Source organism: Halomonas sp. BN3-1 (assembly GCF_003056325.1).
GTDB classification, from domain to species: domain Bacteria; phylum Pseudomonadota; class Gammaproteobacteria; order Pseudomonadales; family Halomonadaceae; genus Halomonas; species Halomonas litopenaei.
Window position 1 is genome coordinate 114,260 of record NZ_PYVV01000010.1, and the last position, 25,267, is coordinate 139,526.

The 25,267-nt window shown below is 64.0% G+C and carries 18 protein-coding genes; 11 read left to right on the plus strand and 7 right to left on the minus strand.

The window, feature by feature from the left end; genetic code table 11:
- Positions 1 to 37 precede the first annotated feature (37 nt).
- The 6 genes from C9F12_RS14785 (at position 38) to C9F12_RS14810 (ending at position 9,403) form a co-directional block, all read left to right on the plus strand.
- The gene (locus tag C9F12_RS14785; RefSeq protein WP_345840314.1) at positions 38 to 1,111 is read left to right on the plus strand and encodes a transglycosylase SLT domain-containing protein; all 1,074 of its coding nucleotides are present in this window, start codon (positions 38 to 40) and stop codon (positions 1,109 to 1,111) included.
- A 45-nt stretch (positions 1,112 to 1,156) separates the two neighbouring features.
- The gene (locus tag C9F12_RS14790) at positions 1,157 to 2,983 is read left to right on the plus strand and encodes an extracellular solute-binding protein (RefSeq protein ID WP_108449383.1); all 1,827 of its coding nucleotides are present in this window, start codon (positions 1,157 to 1,159) and stop codon (positions 2,981 to 2,983) included.
- Positions 2,984 to 3,173: 190 nt separating this feature from the next.
- A complete protein-coding gene (locus C9F12_RS14795; RefSeq protein ID WP_108449384.1) occupies positions 3,174 to 4,247 on the plus strand; it encodes a microcin C ABC transporter permease YejB in 1,074 nt (357 codons plus the stop codon).
- Positions 4,248 to 4,249: 2 nt separating this feature from the next.
- Positions 4,250 to 5,323: an ABC transporter permease gene (locus C9F12_RS14800; RefSeq protein WP_240184260.1), complete on the plus strand. Its 1,074-nt coding sequence runs from the start codon at positions 4,250 to 4,252 to the stop codon at positions 5,321 to 5,323.
- The gene (locus tag C9F12_RS14805; protein ID WP_108449386.1) at positions 5,313 to 6,902 is read left to right on the plus strand and encodes a dipeptide ABC transporter ATP-binding protein; all 1,590 of its coding nucleotides are present in this window, start codon (positions 5,313 to 5,315) and stop codon (positions 6,900 to 6,902) included. Before C9F12_RS14800 ends, C9F12_RS14805 begins: the two co-directional genes overlap by 11 nt.
- Positions 6,903 to 7,108: 206 nt before the next feature.
- Positions 7,109 to 9,403 (plus strand): GGDEF domain-containing protein, encoded by a 2,295-nt coding sequence (locus C9F12_RS14810; protein ID WP_162816497.1) that lies wholly within the window; start codon positions 7,109 to 7,111, stop codon positions 9,401 to 9,403.
- 129 nt (positions 9,404 to 9,532) lie between these two features.
- On the opposite strand, the gene C9F12_RS14815 is transcribed toward C9F12_RS14810, so the two are convergent.
- Entirely contained in the window at positions 9,533 to 10,228 is a 696-nt protein-coding gene (locus C9F12_RS14815) for a pseudouridine synthase (protein ID WP_045993727.1), read from the minus strand.
- Positions 10,228 to 11,043, minus strand: coding sequence for an amidohydrolase (locus C9F12_RS14820; protein ID WP_108449388.1), 816 nt, complete (start codon positions 11,041 to 11,043; stop codon positions 10,228 to 10,230). The genes C9F12_RS14815 and C9F12_RS14820 overlap by 1 nt, the downstream gene beginning before the upstream one ends.
- A gap of 209 nt (positions 11,044 to 11,252) precedes the next feature.
- Here C9F12_RS14820 and rarD point away from each other — a divergent pair, with 209 nt between their 5' ends.
- On the plus strand, positions 11,253 to 12,152 hold the full coding sequence (rarD, locus tag C9F12_RS14825) for an EamA family transporter RarD (RefSeq protein WP_108449389.1): 900 nt from the start codon (positions 11,253 to 11,255) through the stop codon (positions 12,150 to 12,152).
- Here rarD and C9F12_RS14830 read toward each other — a convergent pair.
- Complete coding sequence (locus C9F12_RS14830) at positions 12,128 to 14,557, minus strand: EAL domain-containing protein (protein ID WP_162816498.1); 2,430 nt, start codon at positions 14,555 to 14,557, stop codon at positions 12,128 to 12,130. The two genes, rarD and C9F12_RS14830, sit on opposite strands and share 25 nt — an antisense overlap.
- A gap of 285 nt (positions 14,558 to 14,842) precedes the next feature.
- Between C9F12_RS14830 and C9F12_RS14835 the strand changes: the two genes are divergently transcribed.
- The 4 genes from C9F12_RS14835 (at position 14,843) to C9F12_RS14850 (ending at position 19,248) form a co-directional block, all read left to right on the plus strand.
- Complete coding sequence (locus tag C9F12_RS14835; RefSeq protein ID WP_108449391.1) at positions 14,843 to 16,000, plus strand: FAD-dependent oxidoreductase; 1,158 nt, start codon at positions 14,843 to 14,845, stop codon at positions 15,998 to 16,000.
- 100 nt (positions 16,001 to 16,100) lie between these two features.
- Positions 16,101 to 17,813 (plus strand): sulfate permease, encoded by a 1,713-nt coding sequence (sulP, locus tag C9F12_RS14840; RefSeq protein WP_108449392.1) that lies wholly within the window; start codon positions 16,101 to 16,103, stop codon positions 17,811 to 17,813.
- Positions 17,814 to 18,061: 248 nt separating this feature from the next.
- Positions 18,062 to 18,748 carry a DNA-binding transcriptional regulator CsiR gene (gene csiR / locus C9F12_RS14845; protein ID WP_108449393.1) on the plus strand — a complete coding sequence of 229 codons (687 nt, stop codon included), beginning with the start codon at positions 18,062 to 18,064 and terminating at the stop codon, positions 18,746 to 18,748.
- A gap of 287 nt (positions 18,749 to 19,035) precedes the next feature.
- The gene (locus C9F12_RS14850; protein ID WP_108449394.1) at positions 19,036 to 19,248 is read left to right on the plus strand and encodes a ribbon-helix-helix protein, CopG family; all 213 of its coding nucleotides are present in this window, start codon (positions 19,036 to 19,038) and stop codon (positions 19,246 to 19,248) included.
- 83 nt (positions 19,249 to 19,331) lie between these two features.
- Here C9F12_RS14850 and C9F12_RS14855 read toward each other — a convergent pair whose 3' ends face one another.
- From C9F12_RS14855 to C9F12_RS14870, 4 genes are all read right to left on the minus strand, one after another.
- Positions 19,332 to 21,236 (minus strand): protein kinase, encoded by a 1,905-nt coding sequence (locus C9F12_RS14855; protein WP_108449395.1) that lies wholly within the window; start codon positions 21,234 to 21,236, stop codon positions 19,332 to 19,334.
- 64 nt (positions 21,237 to 21,300) lie between these two features.
- Positions 21,301 to 22,995, minus strand: a complete 1,695-nt coding sequence (locus tag C9F12_RS14860; protein WP_108449396.1) for a dihydrolipoyllysine-residue acetyltransferase — start codon at positions 22,993 to 22,995, stop codon at positions 21,301 to 21,303.
- A 21-nt stretch (positions 22,996 to 23,016) separates the two neighbouring features.
- Complete coding sequence (locus C9F12_RS14865; RefSeq protein WP_108449397.1) at positions 23,017 to 23,994, minus strand: transketolase C-terminal domain-containing protein; 978 nt, start codon at positions 23,992 to 23,994, stop codon at positions 23,017 to 23,019.
- A 1-nt stretch (position 23,995) separates the two neighbouring features.
- The gene (locus C9F12_RS14870; RefSeq protein ID WP_108449428.1) at positions 23,996 to 25,198 is read right to left on the minus strand and encodes a thiamine pyrophosphate-dependent dehydrogenase E1 component subunit alpha; all 1,203 of its coding nucleotides are present in this window, start codon (positions 25,196 to 25,198) and stop codon (positions 23,996 to 23,998) included.
- Positions 25,199 to 25,267: the final 69 nt, after the last annotated feature.

Sequence of the window (25,267 nt, forward strand, 5' to 3'; positions counted from 1 at the left end):
TACATCCCAGGCCTCGCCACTCCCCCCCGGTGGCGCCATGCCATATGGCGGAACCAGCGCTGACGCAAGCGCCGCGCCTTCGCATCAACACCTGACTCGCCACTTCTGGGATGCCCTGGAACTCGAGCCGCAGGATGCGTGGACGAGTCTGCGGGCGGATTTCCAGTGGCAGGACCAGCCGGTCAATGCCCGCGTGCAGGAATGGATCGACTACTACCAGGACAGCCCCCATAACGTGGCGGAGATCACCGAGCGCGCCCGCCCCTGGCTCGCCTGGATCACCCAGCAGGTCGAATCACGTGGTCTGCCGGGCGAGATCGCGCTGATCCCCTTCGTCGAGAGCTCCTTCGATCCCAAGGCACGTAGCCACTTTGGCGCCGTCGGACTGTGGCAGATCATGCCGCGTACCGGTGACGCCCTCGGCCTCAAGCGCAATGGTGCCTGGGATGGCCGCAATGATGTCGTGGCCTCCACCCGCGCCGCCCTGGACTACATCGAGATGCAGGCGGATCAGTGGTACGAGGGCGACCTTCAGTTGTCACTCGCGGCATACAACGCCGGCGCCGGCACCGTCAACAATGCCCGCCGTGCGGCACAGGCTCGCGGACTCGCCGGCGACTACTGGGATCTCAACCTGCCCTCGGAGACCATGGCGTACGTGCCGAAGCTGATGGCCATCTCGCGGATCATCAATGATCCCGAGCGCTATGGCGTCAACCTTCCGGAGATCAGCGGCTCGGCGGCCTTTGCCAAGGTCTCGGTCACCGCACCGATCTCGTTGAACAAGGCAGCCGCTCTGGCCGGAGTGACCACCCACGAGCTGAGCGAACTGAACCCCGGACTCAAGTCGCGCAACGTCAACCCGCGTCACACCCGTCAGATTCTGGTGCCGGCAGAGAGCGCCGCCACCCTGCGCAATGCCTTGAGCAACCTGGGACAGATCGTAGTGGCCAGCGCCTCCGGCGAGACCCATGTCGTCGAGAGCGGAGACACCTTGAACCGCATCGCCATGCTTCATTCCATCTCGCCTCGGGACCTGGCACGCTGGAATGGCATCGACAACCCGCAGGCTCTTCAACCCGGTCAGCAACTGACACTTTCCGGTCGGTAAAGCGGGCGCCACGGTGGCGCCCCTCAGGACAAGGACTCCACCGCCATGCGACAGGTGGCAATTGGCGCCTGCCTGCTGGGCGCCCTGCTGGCGACCGCCAGCGAGGCCGCAGACGTTTCCAGCGTGCCCACCGTGCACGCCCTTCCGCTCTATGGTGAGCCGGCCCTGCCGGCTGACTTTCGCCACTTTCCCCATGCCAATCCTGATGCTCCATCGGGCGGTGATTTGATTCGCGCCGCCCAGGGCAGCTTCGATTCGACCAATCCCTTTATTGTTCGTGGCACGCCAGCCTCTGGCCTTACACAGATCTACGACACCCTGCTCGAATCGAACCCGGGAGAGCCCTTCACCATGTATGGGCTCCTGGCCGAGGGTATCCGCCTGGACCCCGAACGGCGCTGGGTCGAGTTCGACCTGCGCCCCGAAGCGCGCTTCCATGACGGCGAACCCGTGGACGCCCAGGACGTGGTATTCAGCTTCGAGACGCTGACCACCAAGGGGCAGCCCTTCTACCGCGCCTACTACAGCGATGTCGACAGCGTCACCGCCATCGACAGCGACACCGTGCACTTCGATCTGGGTGACAGCGAAAGCCGCGAACTGCCGCTGATCCTGGGCCAGATGCCGATCCTGCCTGAGCACTACTGGCGTGATCGCGACTTCGAGGCGGTGACCCGCGATTCGCTGCTCGGCTCCGGCCCCTACCGGATCGCCGAGGTCGATCCGGGCCGCCGCATCGTCTACGAGCGCGTCGACGACTACTGGGGTAGCGAGGTACCGGTCAACGTCGGCCGCCACAATATCGGACGGCTGATCTACGACTACTATCGCGACCAGACGGTGGCACTGGAGGCCTTCAAGGCCGGCAATCTCGACTTCCGCCTCGAGAATTCCGCGAGCAACTGGGCCACGGCCTACGACTTCCCGGCGCGCGAGCAGGGCTTCGTCAGGCAGCTTCAGGTCCATGACGGCCAGCCCGCTGGCATGCAGGCCTACGTCATGAACCTGCGCAAGGCCAAGTTTCAGGATCGCCGCGTGCGCGAGGCGATCACTCTTGCCTTTGACTTCCCCTGGCTGAACAGAAACCTGTTCTACGACGCCTATGCGCGCACCGACAGCTACTTCGAGAATTCCGAGATGGAAGCCACCGGCCTGCCGTCCGAAGACGAGCTGGCACTGCTCGAGCCCTTCCGCGACCAGCTGCCGGAGCGCCTCTTCAGCGAGCCACTGCCGATGCAGCAGCCCCAGGAGATGCGTCCACGCCTGAGGGAGGCCCTGGAACTCCTGCGTGAGGCCGGCTACGAGGCCCGTGACGGGGTAATGATCGACCCCGAGAATGGCGAGCCCCTGCACGTCGAGATCCTGCTTTACAGCACCCAGTTCGAGCGCATCGCCCAACCGCTGCTGCGAAGGCTGGCCCGACTGGGGGTGCAGGGCAATATCCGTATCGTCGACGTCAATCAGTACCTCAATCGTCTGCGCAGCTTCGACTTCGACATGGTGGTGGGCAGCTTTCCGCAGTCCTTGAGTCCCGGCAATGAACAGCGTGAGTTCTGGGGCAGCGAGTATGCCGAACGCCCCCAAAGCCGGAATCTGATCGGCCTTCAGGATCCCGTCATCGACGCGCTGGTCGATCGCCTGATCGCCGCCGACTCGCGCCAGGCACTGGACACCGCCGCCCAGGCGCTGGACAGAGTGCTGCGCTGGGGCTTCTACGTGGTCCCGCAGTTCCATCTGGCCGCCCACCGCATCGCGGTGTGGGACAAGTTTGCCTGGCAGGAGCCCTTCCCCGAGTACACGCTGGACCTGAGCGCCTGGTGGGTAGACCCTGAACGCGAGGCGGTCATCGAGGATCGTCAGCGTAGCCGTTGATTCAACGGCAGCCCAAGGGCGCCGTGCTGTGGTAAGAAGGTCAAAGATTCAGAGGGCAGGCGCACGTGTCCAGCCCGAACGGCAGGCCCGACCACGCCGGCGGCCCTGATACAGAAAATGTTTCTGGTGGTGCGAAGCGTCGTGCGAAACGACGCTTCGCCTTGGCAAACCCAATCCTCAAGGAAATGCCGTGGGTGCCTACGTACTGCGCCGTCTGCTGCTGATGATCCCGACCCTGCTGGGCATCATGCTGCTCAACTTCATCATCGTCCAGGCCGCGCCGGGCGGGCCCATCGACCAGTTGCTGGCACGTTTCGAGGGCTTTTCCAGCGAGGCCAGCACGCGCCTGCAGGGCGGTGGCGGCGAGACCATCGATAGCGGCGAGTCTCGCGGCAGCCGCGGGATCCCCGAGCAGTTCATCACCCAGCTCGAGCAGCAGTTCGGCTTCGACAAGCCGGCCCATGAACGCTTTGTCGACATGATGGTGGACTACGCCACCTTCGACTTCGGCGAGAGTTTCTTTCGCGGCGAGGCGGTCACCACCCTGATGTTCGAGCGACTTCCGGTGTCGATCTCGCTAGGTCTGTGGACCACCCTGCTGGTGTATCTGGTGTCGATCCCGTTGGGTGTACGCAAGGCCCTGAGACACGGCTCCGCCTTCGATGTCTGGACCTCCGGCCTGGTCATCGTCGGCTACGCCATTCCCGGCTTCCTGTTCGCTATCCTGCTGATCGTGCTGTTCGCCGGCGGCAGCTACTTCGACGTCTTCCCGCTGCGAGGGCTGACGTCACCGGACTTTTCCGAGCTCAGCGCCTGGGGCAAGGTCAAGGACTACCTGTGGCATATCGTGCTGCCGGTCAGCGCCTCGGCCATCGGCAGCTTCGCCACCCTGACCATGCTGACCAAGAACAGCTTTCTCGACGAGATCCACCGCCAGTACGTGCTGACCGCCCGGGCCAAGGGTGCCAGCGACAGGCGGGTGCTCTATGGCCACGTCTTCCGCAACGCCATGCTGATCATCATTGCCGGGATGCCGTCGGCGCTGATCGGGATCTTCTTCACCGGCTCGCTGTTGATCGAGGTGATCTTCTCGCTCAACGGGCTGGGCCTGCTCGGCTTCGAGGCGGTCATGCAGCGTGACTATCCGGTGATCTTCGGCACCCTCTACCTCTACACCCTGATCGGCCTGATACTCAAACTGGTATCCGACCTGACGTACGTCTGGGTGGATCCGCGCATCGACTTCGAGACACGGGAATCCTGATCGTGCCTAGCCCTTCTCCCATCACCCGCCGTCGCCTCGCCGTCTTTCGCCACCAGCGCCGTGCCTGGTGGTCACTGTGGGCCTTCGGCCTTCTGTTCGTGCTCAGCCTGGGGGCCGAACTCATCGCCAATGACAAGCCACTGCTGGTGCAGTATCAGCAGCAATGGTACTTCCCGATGCTGGTCGACTATCCGGATACCGTCTTCGACGGCTTTCTGCCGACCGCGGCGGACTATCACGATGACTTTACCCGCAACGCCATCGAGTCGGATGGCTGGATGCTGTGGGCGCCGATTCCGTTCTCCTACGACACCCTGGACGAGTATCTCGACCACCCTGCGCCGTCACCCCCGGATGGCCGCCACTGGCTGGGTACCGATGACCAGGGTCGTGACGTGCTGGCGCGGGTGATCTACGGCTTTCGCCTCTCGGTGATCTTTGCTCTGGTGCTGACCGCCGGGTCGCTGGTGCTGGGGGTGCTGGCCGGCGGGGTGCAGGGCTATTTCGGCGGCAAGGTCGACCTGATCGGCCAGCGCCTGACCGAGATATGGTCGGGTTTGCCGGTGCTGTTCCTGCTGATCATCCTGGCCAGCCTGGTGGAACCCAATCTGTGGTGGCTGCTCGGGATCATGCTGCTGTTTTCCTGGCTCGGACTGGTGGATATCGTGCGTGCCGAGTTTCTGCGTGCGCGCAATCTGGAGTATGTACGGGCGGCCAAGGCCATGGGGCTGCCGTCGCATCTGATCATGTGGCGCCATGTGCTGCCCAACGCCATGGTGGCGACCCTGACCTTCATACCCTTCCTCTTCACCGGCGCCATCACCACCCTCACGGCGCTGGATTTTCTCGGGTTCGGGCTGCCGCCAGGTTCGCCTTCCTTGGGCGAGCTGGTGGCCCAGGGCAAGAACAACCTCCAGGCGCCATGGCTTGGGATTACCGCCTTCATGACCCTGGCGGTCATGCTGTCGCTGCTGGTGTTCATCGGCGAGGGGATCCGCGACGCCTTCGATCCGCGCCACACCCAAAGCGCCAGCGGCAACACGACACCGCAAGGAAGCCCCGCGCATGAACAATGACACCCTGCTGTCGCTGGATCGGCTGTCGATCGGCTTTGGCGACACCACCGTGGTCAAGGAACTGTCGCTGGACGTCAGGCGCGGAGAGACCCTGGCGCTGGTGGGTGAGTCGGGGTCCGGCAAGTCGGTCACCGCGCTTGGCGCGCTCAACCTGCTGCCGCCCAACGCCACGATCAAAGGCGGTAGATGGCTCGGCGACACCGACCTGTCGCGGCTGACGCCGCGCAAATGGCAGGGGCTGCTCGGCAACCGCGTCGGTTTCGTGTTTCAGGAGCCGATGACCTCGCTCAATCCGCTGCACACCATCGGACGACAGCTGGCGGAGACCCTGCGCCTGCATCAGGGCCTGCGAGGCCGCGGGGCTCGCCACCGCTGCCGCGAACTGCTGGAACAGGTAAAACTGCCGCGAGCCGAGGAACTGCTCGATGCCTGGCCCCACCAGCTTTCCGGCGGGCAGCGTCAGCGGGTAATGATCGCCATGGCCATCGCCAACCAGCCTGAGCTGCTGGTGGCCGATGAACCCACCACCGCCCTGGACGTGACCGTACAGCAGGAGGTACTCGCCCTGCTGGCCGAGCTGCGTGATCAGCACGGCATGGGCATGCTGTTCATCACCCACGACCTGAATCTGGTGCGTCGACACGCCGATCGCGTGTGTGTCATGCGTCATGGCGAGCACCAGGAAACCGGGACCGTCGAGCGGGTCTTCCAATCCCCCCAGAGCGCCCACGCGCGGGAGTTGCTGGACGCCGAGCCGGAAGGTGTCCCGACCCCCTGTGGCGATGCCCCGACCCTGATCGAGGCCCGCCAGCTAAGCGTCACCTTCGAACGGCGCCGACGCCTGTTCCAGCGTCCCCAGCCCGGCTTCGAAGCGCTGGCCCCGCTGGACTTGCACATCGCCGCCAGCGAGACCCTGGGCGTGGTCGGCGAATCGGGTTCCGGCAAGACCACCCTGGCCTCCGCTCTGCTGCGCCTGAACCAGGCCAAGGGGGTCATCGACTTCGCCGGCGCCAGGCTGGATCAGCTATCGGGCAAGGCACTGCGCCAGCAGCGCAGAAATCTGCAGATCGTGTTCCAGGATCCCTACGGCTCTCTCTCTCCGCGAATGCCGGTGGCGGATATCATCAGCGAGGGACTTCGCTATCATCAGCCTGAGCTTTCCGAGCAGGAAGTCAGCGCTCGGGTCCGTGCGACCTTGCGTGAGGTGGAGCTCCCGGAACACGTCGCCCAACGCTATCCCCACGAGTTCTCCGGCGGTCAGCGCCAACGCATCGCGGTGGCCCGAGCGATCATCCTCGAGCCGCGCCTGATCGTACTCGATGAACCGACCTCGGCACTGGACAGGACAGTGCAGAAACAACTGATCGCCCTGCTCAGGGACCTCCAGGCACGGCGCGGACTGAGCTATCTGTTCATCAGCCACGACCTGGCGGTGGTGCGCGCCATGGCCCACAGGGTGATGGTGCTGAAGGAAGGCCGTCTGATCGAACAGGGGGCCTGCATGGACGTACTTTCCCGGCCGGCCGATCCCTACACCAGGGCTCTGGTCAAGGCGGCGGGGCTTGAGCCCCAGAGATGAAGCAAGGCTGACAAGAGGTGTCCCGACAGGGGGGCGGTAGAAGGCATGGCATCTGAGCGCGGTTGCAGCCAAATGCGCTCCATGGCGGTTCATGCCGGGACTGGGGCCGTCCAGGCCTCAAACGTTTATTCTTTCGACTATGCCGTCGAATGTTGTTATTGCCACCTCGTTCTATACTGGCCGGGTTACCGTCCATAGGTCTCGCCATGTTCCGCTGCATCACGCTTCTTGTACTCGCCCTGCTCTGGCTGCCCGGCAGTCAGGTACTGGCTGGCGAGCTCGCGTTGAATGATGACTGGCAATATCGTTGGGGGGACTCGCCCCGCACTCCTGACGGAGAGCTTGAGTGGCTCACCGCCGCTGAAGGGGAATGGAAGTCCCTGGAGGGCATCGGCAATCCCCCGGGTCGTGACGGTCGCGACAGCCTCTGGCTGCGTCGGGAGTTGCCCGCCGGTGACTGGCTTCAGCCGGCGCTGTTCGTCTCAAGCCTCAACCTGGTCGCCGAAGCCTACGTCGATGGGCAACACGTCTATCGCCACGGTCAGCTCGAAGGACCGGACGCCGGGGCCTTCGCCGGCTGGACCTGGCACGCCATCGAGCTGCCCTCGCCCACCCAGGGCAAGACCCTGTACCTGCGCTTGAAGTCGTCCTACAAGGACATCGGGCTTTGGGGCAAGGTCGTGATCATGGAACAGTCACGGATACTGCCCTCGATTCTCGAGGCCACCAAGGGCGAACTAGTGATCGCGCTTGCCTGCCTGATCGTCGCAGCCCTGGCGCTCGTGTTGATCCTGACCCAGCCCGAACGCTGGCGGCTGGGTAGCCTCGGGCTCTTCTCGCTGGCCGTCGGTTTGATGGTGCTGGCCGAGAGCGACGCCAGCCAATTGATCGTGTTCGCGCCCTTGGCGTGGGACTATGTCGCCGCCATTGCCTATTTTTCGTTGCCGGTGGCCATGGCGCTGATCCTCGAGCACTGGTTTCCGCAGATCCCGCGACAGGGCATGCGACGTCTGTGGCTAGGCTTGCTGGCCTACGCCATCATCGCCCCGGCGCTGGCGATGCTGGACGTGGTATCGCTTCCTCCGACCTTTCCTTTGTTCGACCTGATACTGCTCGGGGCGCTGGCCTATATGGCACGCTGGCTGTTTCGCTATCGACGAGAGTTCGACAGCGACCAACGCCTGATCGTCGCGAGCTACGCCATCTTTGCTGCCATCGCCATCACCGACATGCTGGTGGCCCACGGCCTGGTGGGCTGGATCAGTGTACCGGTTCACCTTGGTGCCCTGGCCTTCATCGTCGCCATGATCGTCATCTCGACACGCCACTATGCTCGCTCCCAACGCCAGTTGCAGCGACTCAACGATCACCTGGAGCAAGAGGTGGCCGAGCGCACCCGACAACTGGAAAGCCTCGCAGAACAGGAGAGACAACGTGCCCTGGTGCTGGCCACCGAACACCACAAGACCCAGCGACTGGCCAGTCTGATCGACACGCTGCAGGCATGCACCAGCCTCGAGGAAGCGCTATGCCTGACCCAGCGGGCCATGCCGGAGATACTGGAACCGATGCAGGGCGCCTTCTACCGGCCTCAGGATCAGCCGGACAACATGACGCTGGAACTGTTCTGGCCCACCACCTATCGCCCCCCGGCTTGGCTGGACACCACCGCGATTCCGCCGCTTCGAACGCGCACGGAAGAAAGCCTGCCCGCCCTGGACGACCTGCTCACGATCTCCACCAGGAGGCCGCCCTCGGACCCTTCGGCACCTTCCCCTGCCGACAACCTGCCTCACTGGATCTTTCCGTTGGACTTGACCGGCCCGGATCGCCAGCACCGCCGACTGGGCGTGATCTGCGTCGTGCCCGACGGGCCACTGGTCAAGCGCCCGCAGTACTGGGATCGCACCCGCAGCTTCATCGAACTCGGCGTCAGCCGCCTGGCCCTGGTATTGTCGAGCATCGCCCTGCAGGAAGAACTATCGGCGCTATCCTATCGCGATGATCTGACCGGACTGCACAATCGTCGCTACTTCGATGAGCTTTTTGCCCACGAGACGGCTATTTCGTTGCGCAAGAAGAGCCCCTTGGCGGTGGTCATCCTGGACATCGACCACTTCAAGAAATTCAATGACCGCTATGGTCATGCGGCGGGTGACACGGTGCTTGAAGGGGTTGGCAGAATGCTGGCCAACAGCTTTCGTGACATCGACGTGGTCTGTCGCTTTGGTGGAGAGGAGTTCGTCGTGCTGCTGCCCGGCGCCGAGGCCGACGACGCTCACCATCGCATGCAGCGCATGTGCCACGCCCTGGCCAGCGCGAGCTTCCGCCACGAGGGCCAGAGCCTGGGTACGGTATCGGTATCCTGCGGCATCGCCAGCTTCCCGGCCACCAGCGACGATCCGAGCTGCCTGCTGGCGATGGCAGACAGCGCCCTATATCGGGCCAAGCACGCAGGGCGGGCTCGCATCGCACTCGCCACGCCTCACGAGAACGACTAGAAGGCCGGGGAAGCCGCCTGGAGGGGCCTGAAGCGCTCTCGCTACAGCGCCCGGCCCCACGCAGTCAATCCAGCGCCCGCTGCTGCGATCCAAACCAGCGCTCTCACACCAGCACCCGGCCCCGCGCTTTTAAAACAGCTCGCGTTCCTCGGCTGTCAATTCGCGCCATTGGCCGGGTTCGAGTGACGCATCCAGGGTCAAGGGGCCGATCGTGTGGCGATGCAGCGTTTCGACATGGTTGCCGATGGCGGCGAACATGCGACGGACCTGATGATAACGCCCTTCGACGATGGCGAGTTCGACCTCCCTCGGCCCGTGACAGGTCAGGGTAGCGGGACGCGTCGGGGTCTCCTCGCCCTCCAGCATGATGCCCTCGGCAAAACGTGCGACGGCCTCGTCAGGGTCGTCCAGGTCCCGTGCCAGCAGTGCCTGGTATATCTTGGCGCTGCGATGGCGAGGCGAGGTGATGCGGTGGGACCACTGGCCATCGTCGCTCAACAACAGCAAGCCAGTGGTGTCGACGTCCAGTCGCCCTACCGGCTGCAGACGCTCGGCCTTGGGCAGATCGATCAGGTCAACCGCCCGCGGGTAGAGTCCCCGTCTGGCCGTACACTCCACCCCGACGGGCTTGTGCAGCATGATGTAACGAAGTCCAACCAGCTCAAGAAGTCGTCCCTCCCAGCGCACCTCGTCATCACTCGCCACATGTCGCGCAGCCTTCTTTTCAAGCTCGCCGTTGACCGTTACCTCCCCGCGCACCAGGGCCCGCTTGGCCAGGCTGCGCGTCAGGTCGGTGGTCTCGCTGAGAAAGCGGTCCAGACGCATCAGTTGGCCTCGTCATCGGCGAGTTGAAAGGCGTCGGCATCCTGCCATGCCGGGAACTTCTCCCGGAATGCCGCCAATTCGTCGCGGTCGAGCACACCGGTCTTGATAAAGGGCTCATCACGCGCCTCGTCGATCAGCGCCTCACCCTTGGCATCGATCAACATGGAGTCACCCGAGTAGGCGAGGCCCTTGGCGTCCTCACCGACGCGGTTGACACCGATCACCGGGGCCAGGTTCTCGATGGCACGCGCCTGCAGCAGCGTGCGCCAGGGATGGCGCCTCGGCGACGGCCAGTTGGCAACACATAGAAGGGCGTCATATTCAAAGTGGGTCGATGGGTTCTGGCGTTGACGCAGCCATACCGGAAAGCGCAGGTCGTAGCAGACGCTCAGCAGGATGCGGAAGCCATTGAGCTCGACGATCACGCGCTCACGACCCATGTCGTAGCGTTCATGCTCGCCTGCCATGCGGAAGAGATGGCGCTTGTCATACCAGCTGATGTCGCCGTCCGGTCGCGCCCAGACCAGGCGGTTGAAGTACTCGCCCTGCTCCTCGATGGCAACGCTGCCGGTAACCACGCAGCCTCGTTGGCGAGCCTGATCCACAAGCCATGCCACCACGCTGCTGTCCGCCATGGGCTGGGCCATCTCGCGTGAGTTCATGGTGAACCCGGTGGCGAACATTTCCGGCAGCACGATCAGGTCGGTATCGTTGGCGCCCAGGTCCGCCAGGCTGTCCTCCAGCATCCGGCAGTTGGACTCGGGATCTTCCCAGTGAAGGTTGCACTGGACAAGCGTCGTACGCAGCTGTGTCATGGTAGTCTCATCAATTGACGTCGTCCCCCTAGCCTAAACGACACAGCGCCTTGTCGCAGCAGGTGGCAACGGTCGAATGCCCCAGGCCCCGGAAAACTCCACCGTCATCCGGCCTGACGCGACGCGGCGATCAGCTCAACCTTCGCTATCAACATCGATACCAACGTCGACACCAACTTCGGCACCAACTCTGAACGGGAATTCGCGGCATGAAAGGACTCTCCACACCCTCGGCCCAGGGCGTCGCCTTTGCGCTGCTGGCTTATGGCACCTGGGGTGGATTCCCCCTTTTCTTCGCATTGTTCGACGGCGTAGGTGCACTCGAGATACTCGCCCATCGTGTCATCTGGTCGTGCCTGTTTCTGGCACTGGTCATCAGTCTGCTCAAGCGCTGGTCGGTCATCGCCAATATTCGCCAGGCACCTCGACAACTGCTGCCGGCGCTCGCCTGCGCTCTGCTCATCGGTGCCAACTGGGGCCTTTATATCTACTCGGTAGAGACTCACCGGGTGCTGCAGGCGAGCCTGGGCTATTTCATGACACCGCTGGTCAACGTGGCGCTGGGCGTGGTGGTGCTCAAGGAACGCGTCGCGCCGACGCAGCGCCTGGCCATTGGCCTTGCCCTCGGTGCCATCGTGCTGCAGCTATTCCAGTTGGGCACCTTGCCCTGGCTGAGCTTGTGCCTGGCGGTGTCCTTCGGCACTTACGGACTGCTGCGCAAGCAGCTTGCGCTAGACGGGCTGTCGGGCCTGTTCATCGAAACGCTGCTGCTCCTTCCACTGGCGCTGCTGCTGATACAACAGCTTCCGGCCAGCCACTTCGACGGGGCGCTATTCTTCACCGCCCCCTACAGCGCCGCGCTGCTGATGGCGTCCGGGGTGCTGACGGCCCTGCCGCTGCTGGCCTTTGCCGGCGCTGCGCGCCGGCTGACCCTCGGTACTCTGGGATTTCTGATGTACATCAATCCGACACTGCAGTTTCTGATTGCGTTGTGGGTGTTCAATGAGCCCCTGGCGGTCGAGCAGCTTACTACCTTCGTGCTGATCTGGATCGCGCTGGCGCTCTACTCCTGGTCGAGCCTGCGTCAGCAGCGCCGAGTGCCCACCTGACGCAGTACCGTCGTCGGCATCGGGCCCGCTGGCTTCTCGCCATAGACCGCGACCAGATCCTCCAGCTCCATCGGTGGCGCAAAGAAGTAGCCCTGCCCTTCCTGGACCCCCAGGGTGATCAGCCAACTTGCGTCCTCGACGGTCTCGACGCCTTCCGCCACCACCGTCAGTTCCATGCGATGGCAGAGTCCCACCAGCGCCGCATAAGCCTGACGCGCCTGATCGAAACGCCGCGCGGCGTGAAGTAATGAATAATCCAGCTTGATCGCCGCCAAGGGCAGGCGCTGAAGCAGGTTGAAGGCCGTGTAGCCGCTACCGAAGTCGTCCAGGGCGACGCCAATACCGCGTTCGTGGAGCCGCCTCATCTGTCGCTGAACCCGCTCGACGTCATCGACATGCTCGTGCTCCACCAGTTCGAGTGCCAGGCAGCGTGGAGGCAGCCGACGTCGCGCCAGTTCGGTCACCATGAAATCGGGGAAGTCATCGGCCACGAGCGTCGAAAGGTGGACATTGACCGAGACGGTACCGAGCCAGGCCGCGCCTCGCAGTTCCATCAGCCAGTCGAGGGTGCGGCCGATCACCCAACGATCGAAACGCTCCGCCAGGCCGAGCATCAGAATGACCGGAAGAAACTCCGGTGGCGGAATATTGCCCGCGTCGGGATGACACCAGCGGATCAACACCTCGGCGCCGACCAGGGTTCTGCTCGAGGGCGCCATCTTGGGTTGGGCCACCAGACGCCATTGATTGCCGGGATTCTCGATCAGCAGACTGACCTGCCGACACAGCCAACGCAGCTGAGTCTCGTGATAGGGACCCGCCGCGGTCACCCTGAGCACCGGACGTACCCAACCTTCGCTTTCCAGCCGCTGCACCCCCTCTTCCAGCGAAGCCAGACAGTTGTTCAGGTCCGTGGAGTGTCCGGGCACCACCACCACACTGGCATGCCAGCGCAGGACCCGTGCGCTGTCGCGTTGCTGAAACTGCCCCACCAGGGCCAGGTAGCTATCGAGCTGGGATTCCACGTCGGGCCCGTGGGCCTGGGCAGGGACCATGCCGATCAGCTGCTCTTCGCCCCCCAGATACAGCCGCCAGCCCTTGGGCAGATGTGCCTTGAAGACATCGATACTGATCCGTAGAAGACCCTCGAGACTGCCGCTGCCAAAGCGCCTGCGATAGCTCCTGAGTTCGGGTGAGACCAGCACAAACAGCCACTCCACCTCCTCGCATCGACTGCCTCGATAGTCGCTTACCAACGCCAGCCTGGTAGGCAGACCAAAGCGCTGATCGACCATCAACTTGCGACGAAGACGTCGTGACCTGTTGCGCGCCACCAGCAAGGCCCCCACGCCCAGCAGCGAGCCAACCGCCACCACCGACACCCCGTACAACGCCTGACGATACTCCCGCGCGACCTGCTCCAGCCGTCCGCGAACGCCGATCCACTGGAACGGGAGGTTGTCATGGCCTTCGAACAGACGGTACCAGCGGGCATCGATCAGGTGACGCTGGGCCATCACCGAGGAACTGGCCGGTACCAGGTCAAAGGCTGGCGTCAGCGCCAGTTCCACGGCGGCGTGGGCAAGGAAGTCGACATCGAGAATCGCCCCGCCGGCACAGCCTATCGCCATCTGGAATTCGAAATGGCAGAACACCGGATAGCCCTGGGCGGCCAGCGCTTCCAGTCGATGGGCGGTACTTCCCGCCCCTTCGGACCAACCGGAGTCCTGCCCCCCTTGCATGTACAGTCGAGTACCCGGCGGGCTTCGGGACAATCGCTCGATCACCTCTTCCGGGGTCCAGCCAGTGACCACATCGACCAGGGTCACATCGGCGACACTGCCGATCACCTCCACCATGTCATCGACGACATTGAAGGCGTGTTCGGAGTCTTCGGCCAGCAGCATCAAAGGCACCGGTGAGCCAAAGGTTTCCACCAGCATATTGAGCGACTGCGCCATGACCGGGTAGGACTTGAGCAGTTTCACTCCAAGCGCCTGGGCCTGTTCCCTGAAGCGGTCATCATTGAGTCCCAGTGCCACCACCTTGCGCGGCCAGGGGAGCTCGTCACGATACTCCAGATAGAAGGCCATGGCGGGGTCATCGGCAATGATCAGACTGCCGCTTTCATTCAAGGTGCTGGCGGTCAATCGCTGGAGCAGGGCCTCATGGGCCAGCGGCCGCGCCAGTCGCAGCGCATCGACATACTCCACCAGCAGTTGTCGGTCTGCGCTGGCTTCGTGACGAAAACGCGCCTCGACACTGCTGACCACATCGTCATTCCACCGGTACCCCTGGTGGTAAGAGGTCAACAGTGTCAGTGAAGCACCCTGCGACTCGTCCAGTTCATCACCCGATAGCATCGCAGAAGCGACCATGGCCACCAGGCCAAGGGTGGTCGGCACAAGTCTCCTGAGTCTCACCAGTAGCAGTGACCTCAACCACGGGAGAGGGCACGGCCCGAGCAGGATGTGCATGAGTAAGGCTCCCACGGGAGCGTCTGCTGGCGACGTTCGATCAAGTGCTGTCTCGCCCCGTAGATGAAGCCTAGAAGCCACCGATGTTCCCCTCGCGCTCCCTTTGGAGGTAGCGATGGAATGAAGATAGGGTTAGGTCCAGCGCGCACCGTCTTTGACCTCGCGCATGTCAGCCGGGATGATCGCTACTCGCTTTCAGGATGACGGCCGCCCATGTCCTCGACCACCGCGCGATCCCGCCCTACCGCTATCGGCAGCAAGCCACGGCTGCTGCTGATCGGGGCAGGCCACGCCCACCTGCATCTACTGCACCAGAGCTCCTTGCTGTCGCGCTTCGATGTCACCCTGGTCGACCCCGGCGCCTTCTGGTACTCGGGCCTGGCCAGCGGCGTGCTGGCCGGCGACCATTCACCTGCGACCGACAGGATCGATCCTGCGACGCTCTGTCATGGGCGAGGGGTTGCACTGGTCAGGGCGCGTCTTTGTGCGCTGAGCACCGACGTGCGCCAGGCGCTGCTGTCCAACGGGACTTCTCTGGCGTTTGATCGACTGGGGCTGAATCTGGGCTCTGCTCCTGTGTTGCGATCGAGCGATGATGCCGCCAGCGGCGATAGCGCAGCCTCGCTACCAGGCGACAAGCAGACACACTGGCAGATCAAGCCCATCCCCCATCTGGTGCGCCTGCGGCGCAGCCTCGAGCGTCGGTTTCAGTGCCGAGAGTCGGTGAGTGTCGAGATTCTCGGTGCCGGCGCCAGCGGGGTCGAGATCGCCTGCGCCATCGAAGCGCTCGGCCGCCGCCACCAGGTCGCCGCTGGTGCTCTGACCATTCGCCTGCGACATCGCGGCTCGGGCCCCTTGCCAGAAGCGCCCGTGCGAGCCCGACGCTACCTGTTGGCAGCCCTGGAGCGTCGCGGAATCCTTGTCGTCGACAGCCACCATGACCGACAGCTGCCGGCGTCTGACATCGTCGACGCCACTGGGCTGGGTCCTCCGCGAGGACTCGAGAGGTTCGGCCTGCCGACGATCGATGGTCGCGGCATCGCCATCGACCCGTCGCTGAAGGTCCAGGGGACCGACGGCGTCTTTGCCAGCGGAGACTGTGCTGCACTGATCGACCATCCCTTGCCACGGCTGGGCGTCCACGGGGTTCGTCAGGGCCCCGTACTGGCCCGGAACCTGGTCGCATCGCTGGACCCGCAGGCGCCACTGGCCTCTTACCGCCCGCCTGCGCGGGCCTTGTCCATCGTCAATCTCGGCCACGGCGAAGCCCTGGCGCTCTACGGAAACGCCTGGTGGGGCGGACGACTGGCCAGCCGTCTGAAACGTCATCTGGACCTGAATTTCATGCAGCGCACCAGGAGCCTGCGCTGACAAGACTCTACTCGCTCACCGCTTTCGGCTAGGCTAGAGGTTTCTCGGCAAGCGCCTGCGCCAGGCCCCCCAATACCCTGACTAGGACGTCGGTATTTCCATGATCAAGCGTTACCTCCCGATTCTTGCCTGGTTGCCACACTATACGCCGCGTCTGCTGGGGGGCGATCTGCTGGCGGGTATCATCGTCACCGTCATGGTGATCCCCCAGTCGCTGGCCTACGCCATTCTGGCGGGTCTGCCTGCCGTGGTCGGACTCTATGCCAGTCTGCTACCGGCGGTGGTCTACGCCATGCTGGGCACCAGCCGGTCGCTGGCGGTGGGCCCGGTGGCGATCATCGCTCTGATGACTGGCGCCGCTCTGACCAAGGTGGCCACTCCCGGTAGCGCCGCGTACGTCGAGGCGGCGCTGGTGCTGGCACTGCTGTCGGGACTGATGCTGACCGCCATGGGCATGCTGCGCCTGGGCTTTTTCGCCAACTTTCTCAGCCACCCGGTCATCGGTGGCTTTCTCTCGGCCTCGGGACTGCTGATCGCCATCAGTCAGCTATCTCACCTGCTGGGCATCGAGGCCGGTGGCTATACCGCCCTGGCACTGATCTACAGCCAGCTATCCCACCTCGACCAGACTAACCTGACGACCCTGGCGATGGGCGCCTCGACCCTGCTTTTCCTGTGGGCGACCCGCCGCTATGGGCAACACGCTCTGACGGCACTGGGCCTGCCCAGGGGGCCTGCCAGCATGCTGGTACGCGCAGGTCCCGTGGCGGCGGTGGTCATCACCACGCTGATAAGCTGGCGATGGGATCTTGCCTCCAGGGGGGTTGCGACCGTGGGGCAGATCCCCGCCGGCCTGCCAGCCTTCGGTCTGCCGACATTCGAGCTGGGCCTGTGGCACGCGCTGCTGGTGCCGGCGCTATTGATCAGTGTGGTGGGCTTTGTCGAGTCCATCTCGATGGCCCAGATGCTGGCCGCAAAGCGCCGCGAGCGCGTCTCCCCCAATCAGGAGTTGATCGGACTCGGCGGCGCCAACCTGGCCGCTGCTGTCACCGCCGGCATGCCAGTCACCGGCGGACTGTCGCGCACCGTGATCAATCAGCAGTCTGGTGCACGCACCCCCATGGCCGGTCTGTTTGCCGCCATCGGTATCGGTGTGGTGACCCTGGCGCTCACTCCCCTGCTGGAACATCTTCCGATCGCCACCCTCGCCGCCACCATCACCGTGGCCATACTGACGCTGGTGGATATCCCGCTGATTCGCCAGACCTGGCGCTACTCCCGCAGCGACTTCTCGGCCCTGGCGGTGACCATGCTGCTGACGCTGGTGGAGGGCGTCGAAGCCGGCATCATCGCCGGGGTAGGTCTCTCGATTGCGCTTTTCCTGTACCGTACCAGTCGCCCCCACAGCGCCATCGTCGGTCGCATCCCTGGCAGTGAGCACTTCCGCTCGATCACCCGGCATCAAGTCGAGACCGTCAGCCATCTCGCCCTGTTCCGGGTCGACGAAAGCCTCTATTTCGCCAACGCCCGCTATCTCGAAGACACCCTCTATACACTGGTGGCCCAGCGCCCCGAGCTGAGCGACGTGGTACTTATCTGCTCTGCAGTGAATCTGATCGACGCCTCGGCGCTGGAAAGCCTGGACGCGATCAATGCCCGTCTGAAGGACTCTCGCGTCACCCTACACCTGGCCGAGGTCAAGGGGCCGGTGATGGACCGGCTGAAGCATTCCGACTTTCTCGATGAATTGACCGGCCGCGTGTTCCTGAGTACCTATGCCGCCTGGACGGAGCTTCGACGCACCCGGGACTGATCCACCCGACTCGCCTCGCCGGACGATGCCCGGTATCTGCTCGGTAGCTGCCCGACAACCACCAGGCGAGGCCGGAGCCGCGTCGCTCTTGCGGGTCGAAGGGCCCGCCTCGTGCCATCGTTGCCGCAGATAGGAAAGCCGGACCTGCTGCCATCGACACATCTGGGTGCCGACCGATGCCTTAGGAGAATATCGACATTGTCGGCATTGCGGTAAGATGGCCCGGTGATTCATGGACGGGCCACGAGATGGAAGACTCACCCAAGCAGAACCTCGCCATCAGCGCTTACCGCTGGCTCAAGCAGGACATCATTCGTGGTGTCTTCGCCCCGGGCGAAAAGCTGTTGATGGCAAGGCTGAAAGAACGCTACGACCTGGGCGTGGGGCCGCTGCGCGAAGCCCTGTCCCAGCTGGTTGCCGACCGCCTGGTGGTAGCCATCAGTCAACGCGGTTATCGGGTGGCCCCCATGTCGCTGGCGGAGCTCGAGGATCTGTACGATGCCCGCGCCCAGCTCGAGGGGCTGATGCTGGAGTTGGCCATCCAACGCGGTGACGATCGCTGGGAAGCCGATATCATCGCTACCGCGCACACCCTGGCCAAGGTCGAAAGCGTCAGCTCCTCCGAGGAGCTGCTCGATATCTGGGACAGTCGCCACAAGGCCTACCACAGTGCCATCGTGGCCGGTTGCAACTCGCCTCATCTGATGCAGGTGCGCGACACCCTGTTCGACCAGGTCGAGCGCTACCGTCACCTGTGGCTTCGCGAGACGGTGTTTTCCAGCGAGGCCCTGGCGGTCAAGCGTGACGAACATGCGGCACTGACCGAGGCGGTATTGAGTCGGGACGCCGGCAAGGCCCGGCGCATGATGCGTGACCATCTGATGACGCCGGTACCGATCATCACCGAAGTGATGGCCCGGCGCGGCCTGGATTGAGTCACCATGACGGCGCTTACGCTTGAGCAAGGCAGTTGGCCTGCGCTCACCTGCGCTCAAAGAAGGGCCACACTCCCGCCTCGGCGCGCAGTGAGCTACTCCCCAAGGGAGAGCGACAGCGCCAGACGGATAGCTGCACACTTGAAAGTGCACCGTGCCTGGTCCTGAACCTCGATGGGCGCGGGCACCGTCTAGACAGGGCCCGGGATTGTCACCGGACTGTCACCCGTAACACCTAGACTTTTCATAAATCTGATAGCCGTACGCGTTGCCACCGGAGGAATACCATGCCCCATCTACTCAGATTCTCGCGGGACCTGGAGGCACGCCTGGATTTCCTGGCCGAAAAGACCGGCCTGTCGAAGGCTGCACTGATCGAACGTCTGGTCAGCGAAGGCGCCGAAATCCTCGAAGCCGAGCTGGCCCACGAGGGCGCCGGCAGCCAGCGTGCGGAGCGCTCCATCGATCAACTGCTGCGCGAAAGCGGGCTCGGCGCCTGACGACTCGCCGCCCCCTCCCGCCATCATCGAAAGGGGAACAGCGCGCGGGGAGGGTCAACAGCGAGAGCGCGTCGAACGGCTGTCTAGCGCTGCGCCTGGTGCAGACCTTCTCGCAGCGCTTCTGACTCCCCCCCGACCGGCTGCTCGGACATCGCTCTTGCCAGCGCCGCTCTGGGATCGCGAGGATAGTAGCGTTCCGGCTGGCGTGCCACGTGGGGAAAGAACCGCGTGTCCTTGTAAGGCATCTTCATGAAGCCTGAGATACCTAGTCCCTCGATCAGCTTCACCGCATCGACGATGTCCTCGAGACAGTCATGGAATTCCTGCTCCCTTGAAGGGTCGAGCAGCCGATAGTGGTGGTGAATCTTGAGATGCGACGGCAGCACCTCGAAGATGATCATGCCGGTGTGGTGGATATCATTGAGCGCCTGCAACGAGGTGATGATCGCCTCCGGCAGGACCAGCAATTCCTCAGGGTCGGGACCGTCCTCAAAATAGCTGTGCAGACGGGAGCGATCCTCCAGTTCCGGCACCGCGCTGACCTCATAGGACAGTTTCAGCGACGGATCGACCACGAAGGGGTGATCCGGACTGGTACGCTCCAGGTGCAGGGTATCGCGGGCATTGAACAGGCAGCTCTTGAAGATGCCCCGCCGATGGATCGCCCGCGCCAGGGTCACCATGTTGTTGACCGCCGCCACGAAGGCTCGCTTGAGCCCTGCATCGTGCAGATTCAATGACGAGTCGATATAGACGCCATCGGCCTCCCAGCGCACCGCCAGCCCCCCGACCACCGGGTACTTGCCCAGCCGGCTGACGGCGGCCAGAAAGGCCTTTTCGGTCTCCCCCATGCCCTGCATGAAGTTGCGATAGTAGCGATCCAGCTGAACATCGTTGACGTCATTGAGCGTCTCCTCCACGCCCTCTTCCCTCAGAAATGCCTTGCGCGAGCTGTACACCACGGTATCGATCTCGCGACTCAGCGCGCGGCTCCACACCGGCACCTGTGCCACTTCCTGGGGCCGCGGCAGATCGAGCATCACCAACCGTCCCAGGCGCGGCATTTCGGTAATGAAGTGGTCGCCGGCCCTCAACCGCACCTCGGGGTCGGGATCGAGCATCCCGTCCAGGGTCCTGGCAAACTCCATCGGCAGACCCAGCGAGGTGGCGGGGATGGCGCGATGTCCAAAACGGCAGGACTGCGCCGAGGCCAGCGCGTAGAGGGTCCCGGCGACACCCTGCTCGTCGAAGCGCGGTGATGACAGCGCGCCCCCAAGCTGGTCCTCGCCGATGAAATAGACGTCCCCGAGCCTGGCATTGGTCTGCTGCAGATTGTCGGACATCAGCTCCATCACGTTGGCGGTGACGAACTGCAGCCGTGCGTCGAGCTGTGCAAATACCGACGACCCCCAGTCGATCAGCGCCACCGTTTCGTCGCGGGCGTCAAACACCAGATTCGACGGTTTGATGTCGCCATGGACCACCGGCTTTCTCGGGGCGCCGGCGGGGGTGGTTTCACGCCTCAGCTCACGCAGGATATCGGCCAGTTGGGTGGCGATACGCACCACCAGCCGTGGTGACAGCCGACCCTGACGCAGCGATACCTCTTCCAGATTGAGCCCCGGGGCCCGCTCCATCACCAGAATCGCCTGGTGGCGCACGCGTTGATAGGCGACCAGCGCCGGCACACGGGGATGCACCACCTGCTCGAGCATGAAGGCCTCTTCCTCGAGGCGATCCTGCAGGTGCTGCGGCAACGTGACCCGGCTGAACTTGAAGACGTGATGGCGCTGGTCGGGACTGACCCCGGCAAACACGAAACCGTAGGCGCCCTTGCCGACCAGCTCGATGCGCCGATAGCCCAGCTGCTCGAGCTGGGTACGACACAGCGCGACCCACTCCTTGAGCTTGCGCGCGTCGTCCTGGCTGAGCAGGTAGATCGACTGATCTTCCGGGATGTAGAACTGCTGCAACGGGGCCTGGGGCATGGCGGTATCCTCCACCGATACACGATGCCACGGCGGCGCCTCGGGCGCACGCCGTCACAATCGTTCAGGACAGGTGAAGCAGCATGCTTTCAGGGTCCTCGAGGTAGCCTTTCCAGGCATTGCAGAAACGCGCGATGGTGCCGCCATCCAGCAAGCGATGATCACCGGCCCAGGTCACCGTCATGATGCCCCGCCGCACGACCTGCCCTGCCTCATCGAAGCGTGGCAGCCACTGGGTCTTGCCGATGGCCACGATCGCCGACTCGGGGATATTGATGATGGGGGCGGCATAGGTCCCGCCGAGGGCACCGATGTTGGAAATACTGATCGTGCCTCCCTTGAGGTCGCTGGCAGCCACCCGCCCTTCGCGCGCGGCCTCGGTCAGGCGCTGCACCTCGGCGGCGATCTCAAGCAGGCTCAGGCGCTCACAGCCCTTGATATTGGGCACCATCAAGCCGGCCTTGCCGTCCACCGCCATGCCCACGTTGCAGTGGGGCGGATAGTGGATTTCGGTGGCCTCGTCATTGAGACGCGCATTGACCAGGGGATGTTCATCGATCGCCAGCGCCAGCGCCTTGATGAAAAACGGCATCAGGGTGAGCTTGACGTCCCTGGCTTCGGCCTGGGGCTTGAGCCGGCCGCGCAAGGCCAGCAGGTCGGTGACGTCGATCTCTTCACCGTACTGGAAGTGCGGCACGCTGCTGGCTGCCGCCACCATCTGGCGCGCCATGGCCGCCCGGACCCCGCGCAGCGGTTCCACTCGCACCTCTCCTTCGTCGCGGGCTGTTGCATCGGTGCCGGCGGGAGAGCCCGCCCCTGCTGACTCGGCCCCGGAATCGGACCCGGAATCGGACCCGGAATCGGCCGCGGAAGCGGCACCGCTGTGTCGAGCGCCATCGAGAAAGTTCAGCACGTCTTCCTTCAACACGCGGCCCTGGCGACCGCTGCCGGGAATGTCCTCGAGTCGCAGCTGGTGTTCTCGGATCAGTCGACGTACCGCCGGGCTCGCCGGGATGCGGCCGTAGGGGCCCTTGCCCCCCTCGGACGCAGCCTTGTGCACGGGAGAGTCACTCTTTGGGGTCGGGGTCGGGGGCGACGCCTCCTCGACCGCCGGCGCTTCACCAGCGGCGGCACCCGCCACCTGATAGGCAAACAGCGGCGCATGGACCTTGGCCATCTCGCCCTTGGCCACATACAGCTCGGCGACGACCCCGTCCTCCGGCGCAGTGATCTCGACCATGGCCTTGTCGGTCATGACATCGACCAGTCGCTGGTCTTCGCTGATCTCGTCACCCTGGGCCACGTGCCATTCGACGATCTCGCACTCGACGATGCCCTCACCGATATCGGGCAGAATAAAGTCTACCCGTCGCCCCGCACCGCCCTTTTCGCTGGAGCTCGACGGCGGTTCTACTGGCTCTGCCGGCTCCTGGACAGGCGCCTCTGCGGCGCTCTCCGCCTGCACCGGCGTGTTGTCTTCGCTTTCTGCCTGGGCCTCTCCGCCCTGCCCATCGCCGCCCTGATGCTCGCCACGATAGGCAAACAAGGGCGCATGGACTCGCGCCATTTCACCCTTGGCCACGTGCAGCCTGGTAACGACGCCGGCTTCCGGGGCGGTGATTTCCACCAGCGCCTTGTCCGTCATCACCTCGACCACAGGCTGGTCTTCGGCGATGGTATCACCCTCGGCAATCTTCCATTCCATCACCTCACACTCGACGATGCCCTCGCCGATGTCAGGCAGCTTGAACTCTGTCATGTCTTGGCTCCCGGCGCCGTCTCAGTAGTGGAGTGAGGTCTTGATGGCCTCGTAGATCTTCAGATGGTCGGGCAGATACTCCTTCTCCAGCGTCAGCGGAAAAGGTGTATCGATGCCGGTCACCCGTTGGATCGGCGACTCCAGGTAAAGAAAGCAGCGCTCCTGAATGGCAGCGGCGATTTCTCCGGCGAAGCCCCCTGTACGGGGCGCCTCGTGGGTGATGACCAGGCGGCCTGTCTTCAGCACCGACTCGACGACGGTATCCTCGTCCCAGGGCAGGATGCTGCGCAGATCGATCACTTCGCAGGACACCCCGTCCTTTTCTGCCATCTCCACCGCCCGATCGATCACCTCCATCTGAGCTCCCCAGCCCAGCAGCGTGATATCGGCCCCTTCCTTGGTCACCTCGGCTTCTCCCAGTGGGAGCTGGTAATCCTCTTCCGGGACCTCGCCAGTGGAGGCGCGATAGAGGCGCTTCGGCTCGAAGAACAGCACGGGATCAGGGTCACGAATGGCGGCCAGCAACAGGCCCTTGGCCTCGTAGGGGTTGCGCGGCACCACGATCTTGAGACCCGGGGTGTGGGCGAAATAGGCCTCGGGCGACTGGGAGTGATAGAGGCCACCGGAGATACCACCGCCGTAGGGCGCGCGGATGGTCAACCCGCCGACGTTGAACAGATCGCCGGAGCGGTAGCGAAACTTGGCGGTCTCGTTCACGATCTGGTCGAAGGCCGGAAAGATGTAGTCGGCGAACTGGATCTCCGCCACCGGCACCGATCCCTGGGCCGCCAGCCCATTGGCGAAGCCGATGATGCCCTGCTCCACCAATGGCGTGTTGAAGCAGCGCGCCTTGCCGTACTTTTCCTGAAGGTGACTGGTCGCACGGAAGACGCCACCGAAGCCCCCGACGTCCTCACCGAAGCACAGCACCTTGTCGTCTTCGGCCATGGCGATGTCCAGCGCCTGGTTGATGGCCTGCAGCATATTGATGGTCGGCATCTCAGTCCCCTCCCTGGTCGGCATCGCGATGGCTCAACGCCGGGTCCAGCGACCTGGCACCACGCGGATAGGCCTCCGGGTATCGACGAACATGCTGCTTGAGAGCATCGAGCTGATGCTGCAGCGCAGGCGTCACGTCGGCATAGACGTCGGTGACCATGGTATCGATCGCCGGAGGTGGGCGCTTCTCGGCCCGTTTCATGGTTCCCAGCACCTCGCGACGCAGTTCGTCCTGCAACGCCTTTTCCTCGTCTTCGCTCCACCAGCCCTGGGCCTCGAGCCACAGCTGCATGCGCCGGATCGGGTCCTTGGCCCGCCAGGCGTCCTCTTCCTTGCGCGAACGATAGCCCGAGGGGTCATCGGAAGAGCTGTGGGCCGCCAGACGGTAGGTCATGGCCTCGATCAGTACGGGCTTGTTCTCCTCCACCGCCAGACGCCGCGCCTTTTCGGTGGCCCGGTAGACCGCCAGCACGTCGTTGCCGTCGACGCGGATCACGTGCATGCGATATCCCAGCGCCCTGGGCGCCACGCCATCCGCGGCAAACTGCTCCACCGACGGCGTGGAAATGGCATAGCCATTGTTGCGACAGAAGAAGATCACCGGCGCTTCGTGTACCGCCGCCATGTTGAGCGCCGCATGGAAGTCACCCTCGGAGGCAGCGCCCTCGCCAAAGTAGACGATGGTGCAGAGGCCCTCTCCCGCCAGCTTCTGGCCATAGGCATAGCCCGTGGCCTGGGGAATCTGTGTCGCCAGCGGCGATGAAATGGTCATGTAGTGCAGCTTGCGCGACCCGTAGTGGATCGGCATCTGCCGGCCCTTGCCGTAGTCAAGTTCATTGCCGAACAGCTGGTTCATGAACTCGTCGAAGCTGAAGCCGCGATAGGCCAAGGCGCCCTGCTCTCGGTACTGAGCCATGATCATGTCGGCGTCGTCCAGGGCGGCGGCGCTGCCGATGACCGCCGCTTCCTCGCCGGTGCACTGCATGTAGAAGCTCAGGCGTCCCTGACGCTGCGCCGCCATCATGCGCTCGTCCAGCACCCGGGTGGCCACCATGGCGTGGTAGATTCTCAGCGCCTTGTCGCGCTCGAGATCCGGCCCTTCGGCGCCGTCATGGAGGGTGCCGTCCTGGGATAGCACCGCATAGGTAGGAATGCTGTATTCGTCGCCGGACAGAAAGTCCGGGCGGTGGGTCTGTGCGGTCATCGTCATCGTGCTGTTCCTTTGCCCCTTTTGAGGGCAGTGTTGTCTTTATTCCCGCCCCTTGCCAGGGGA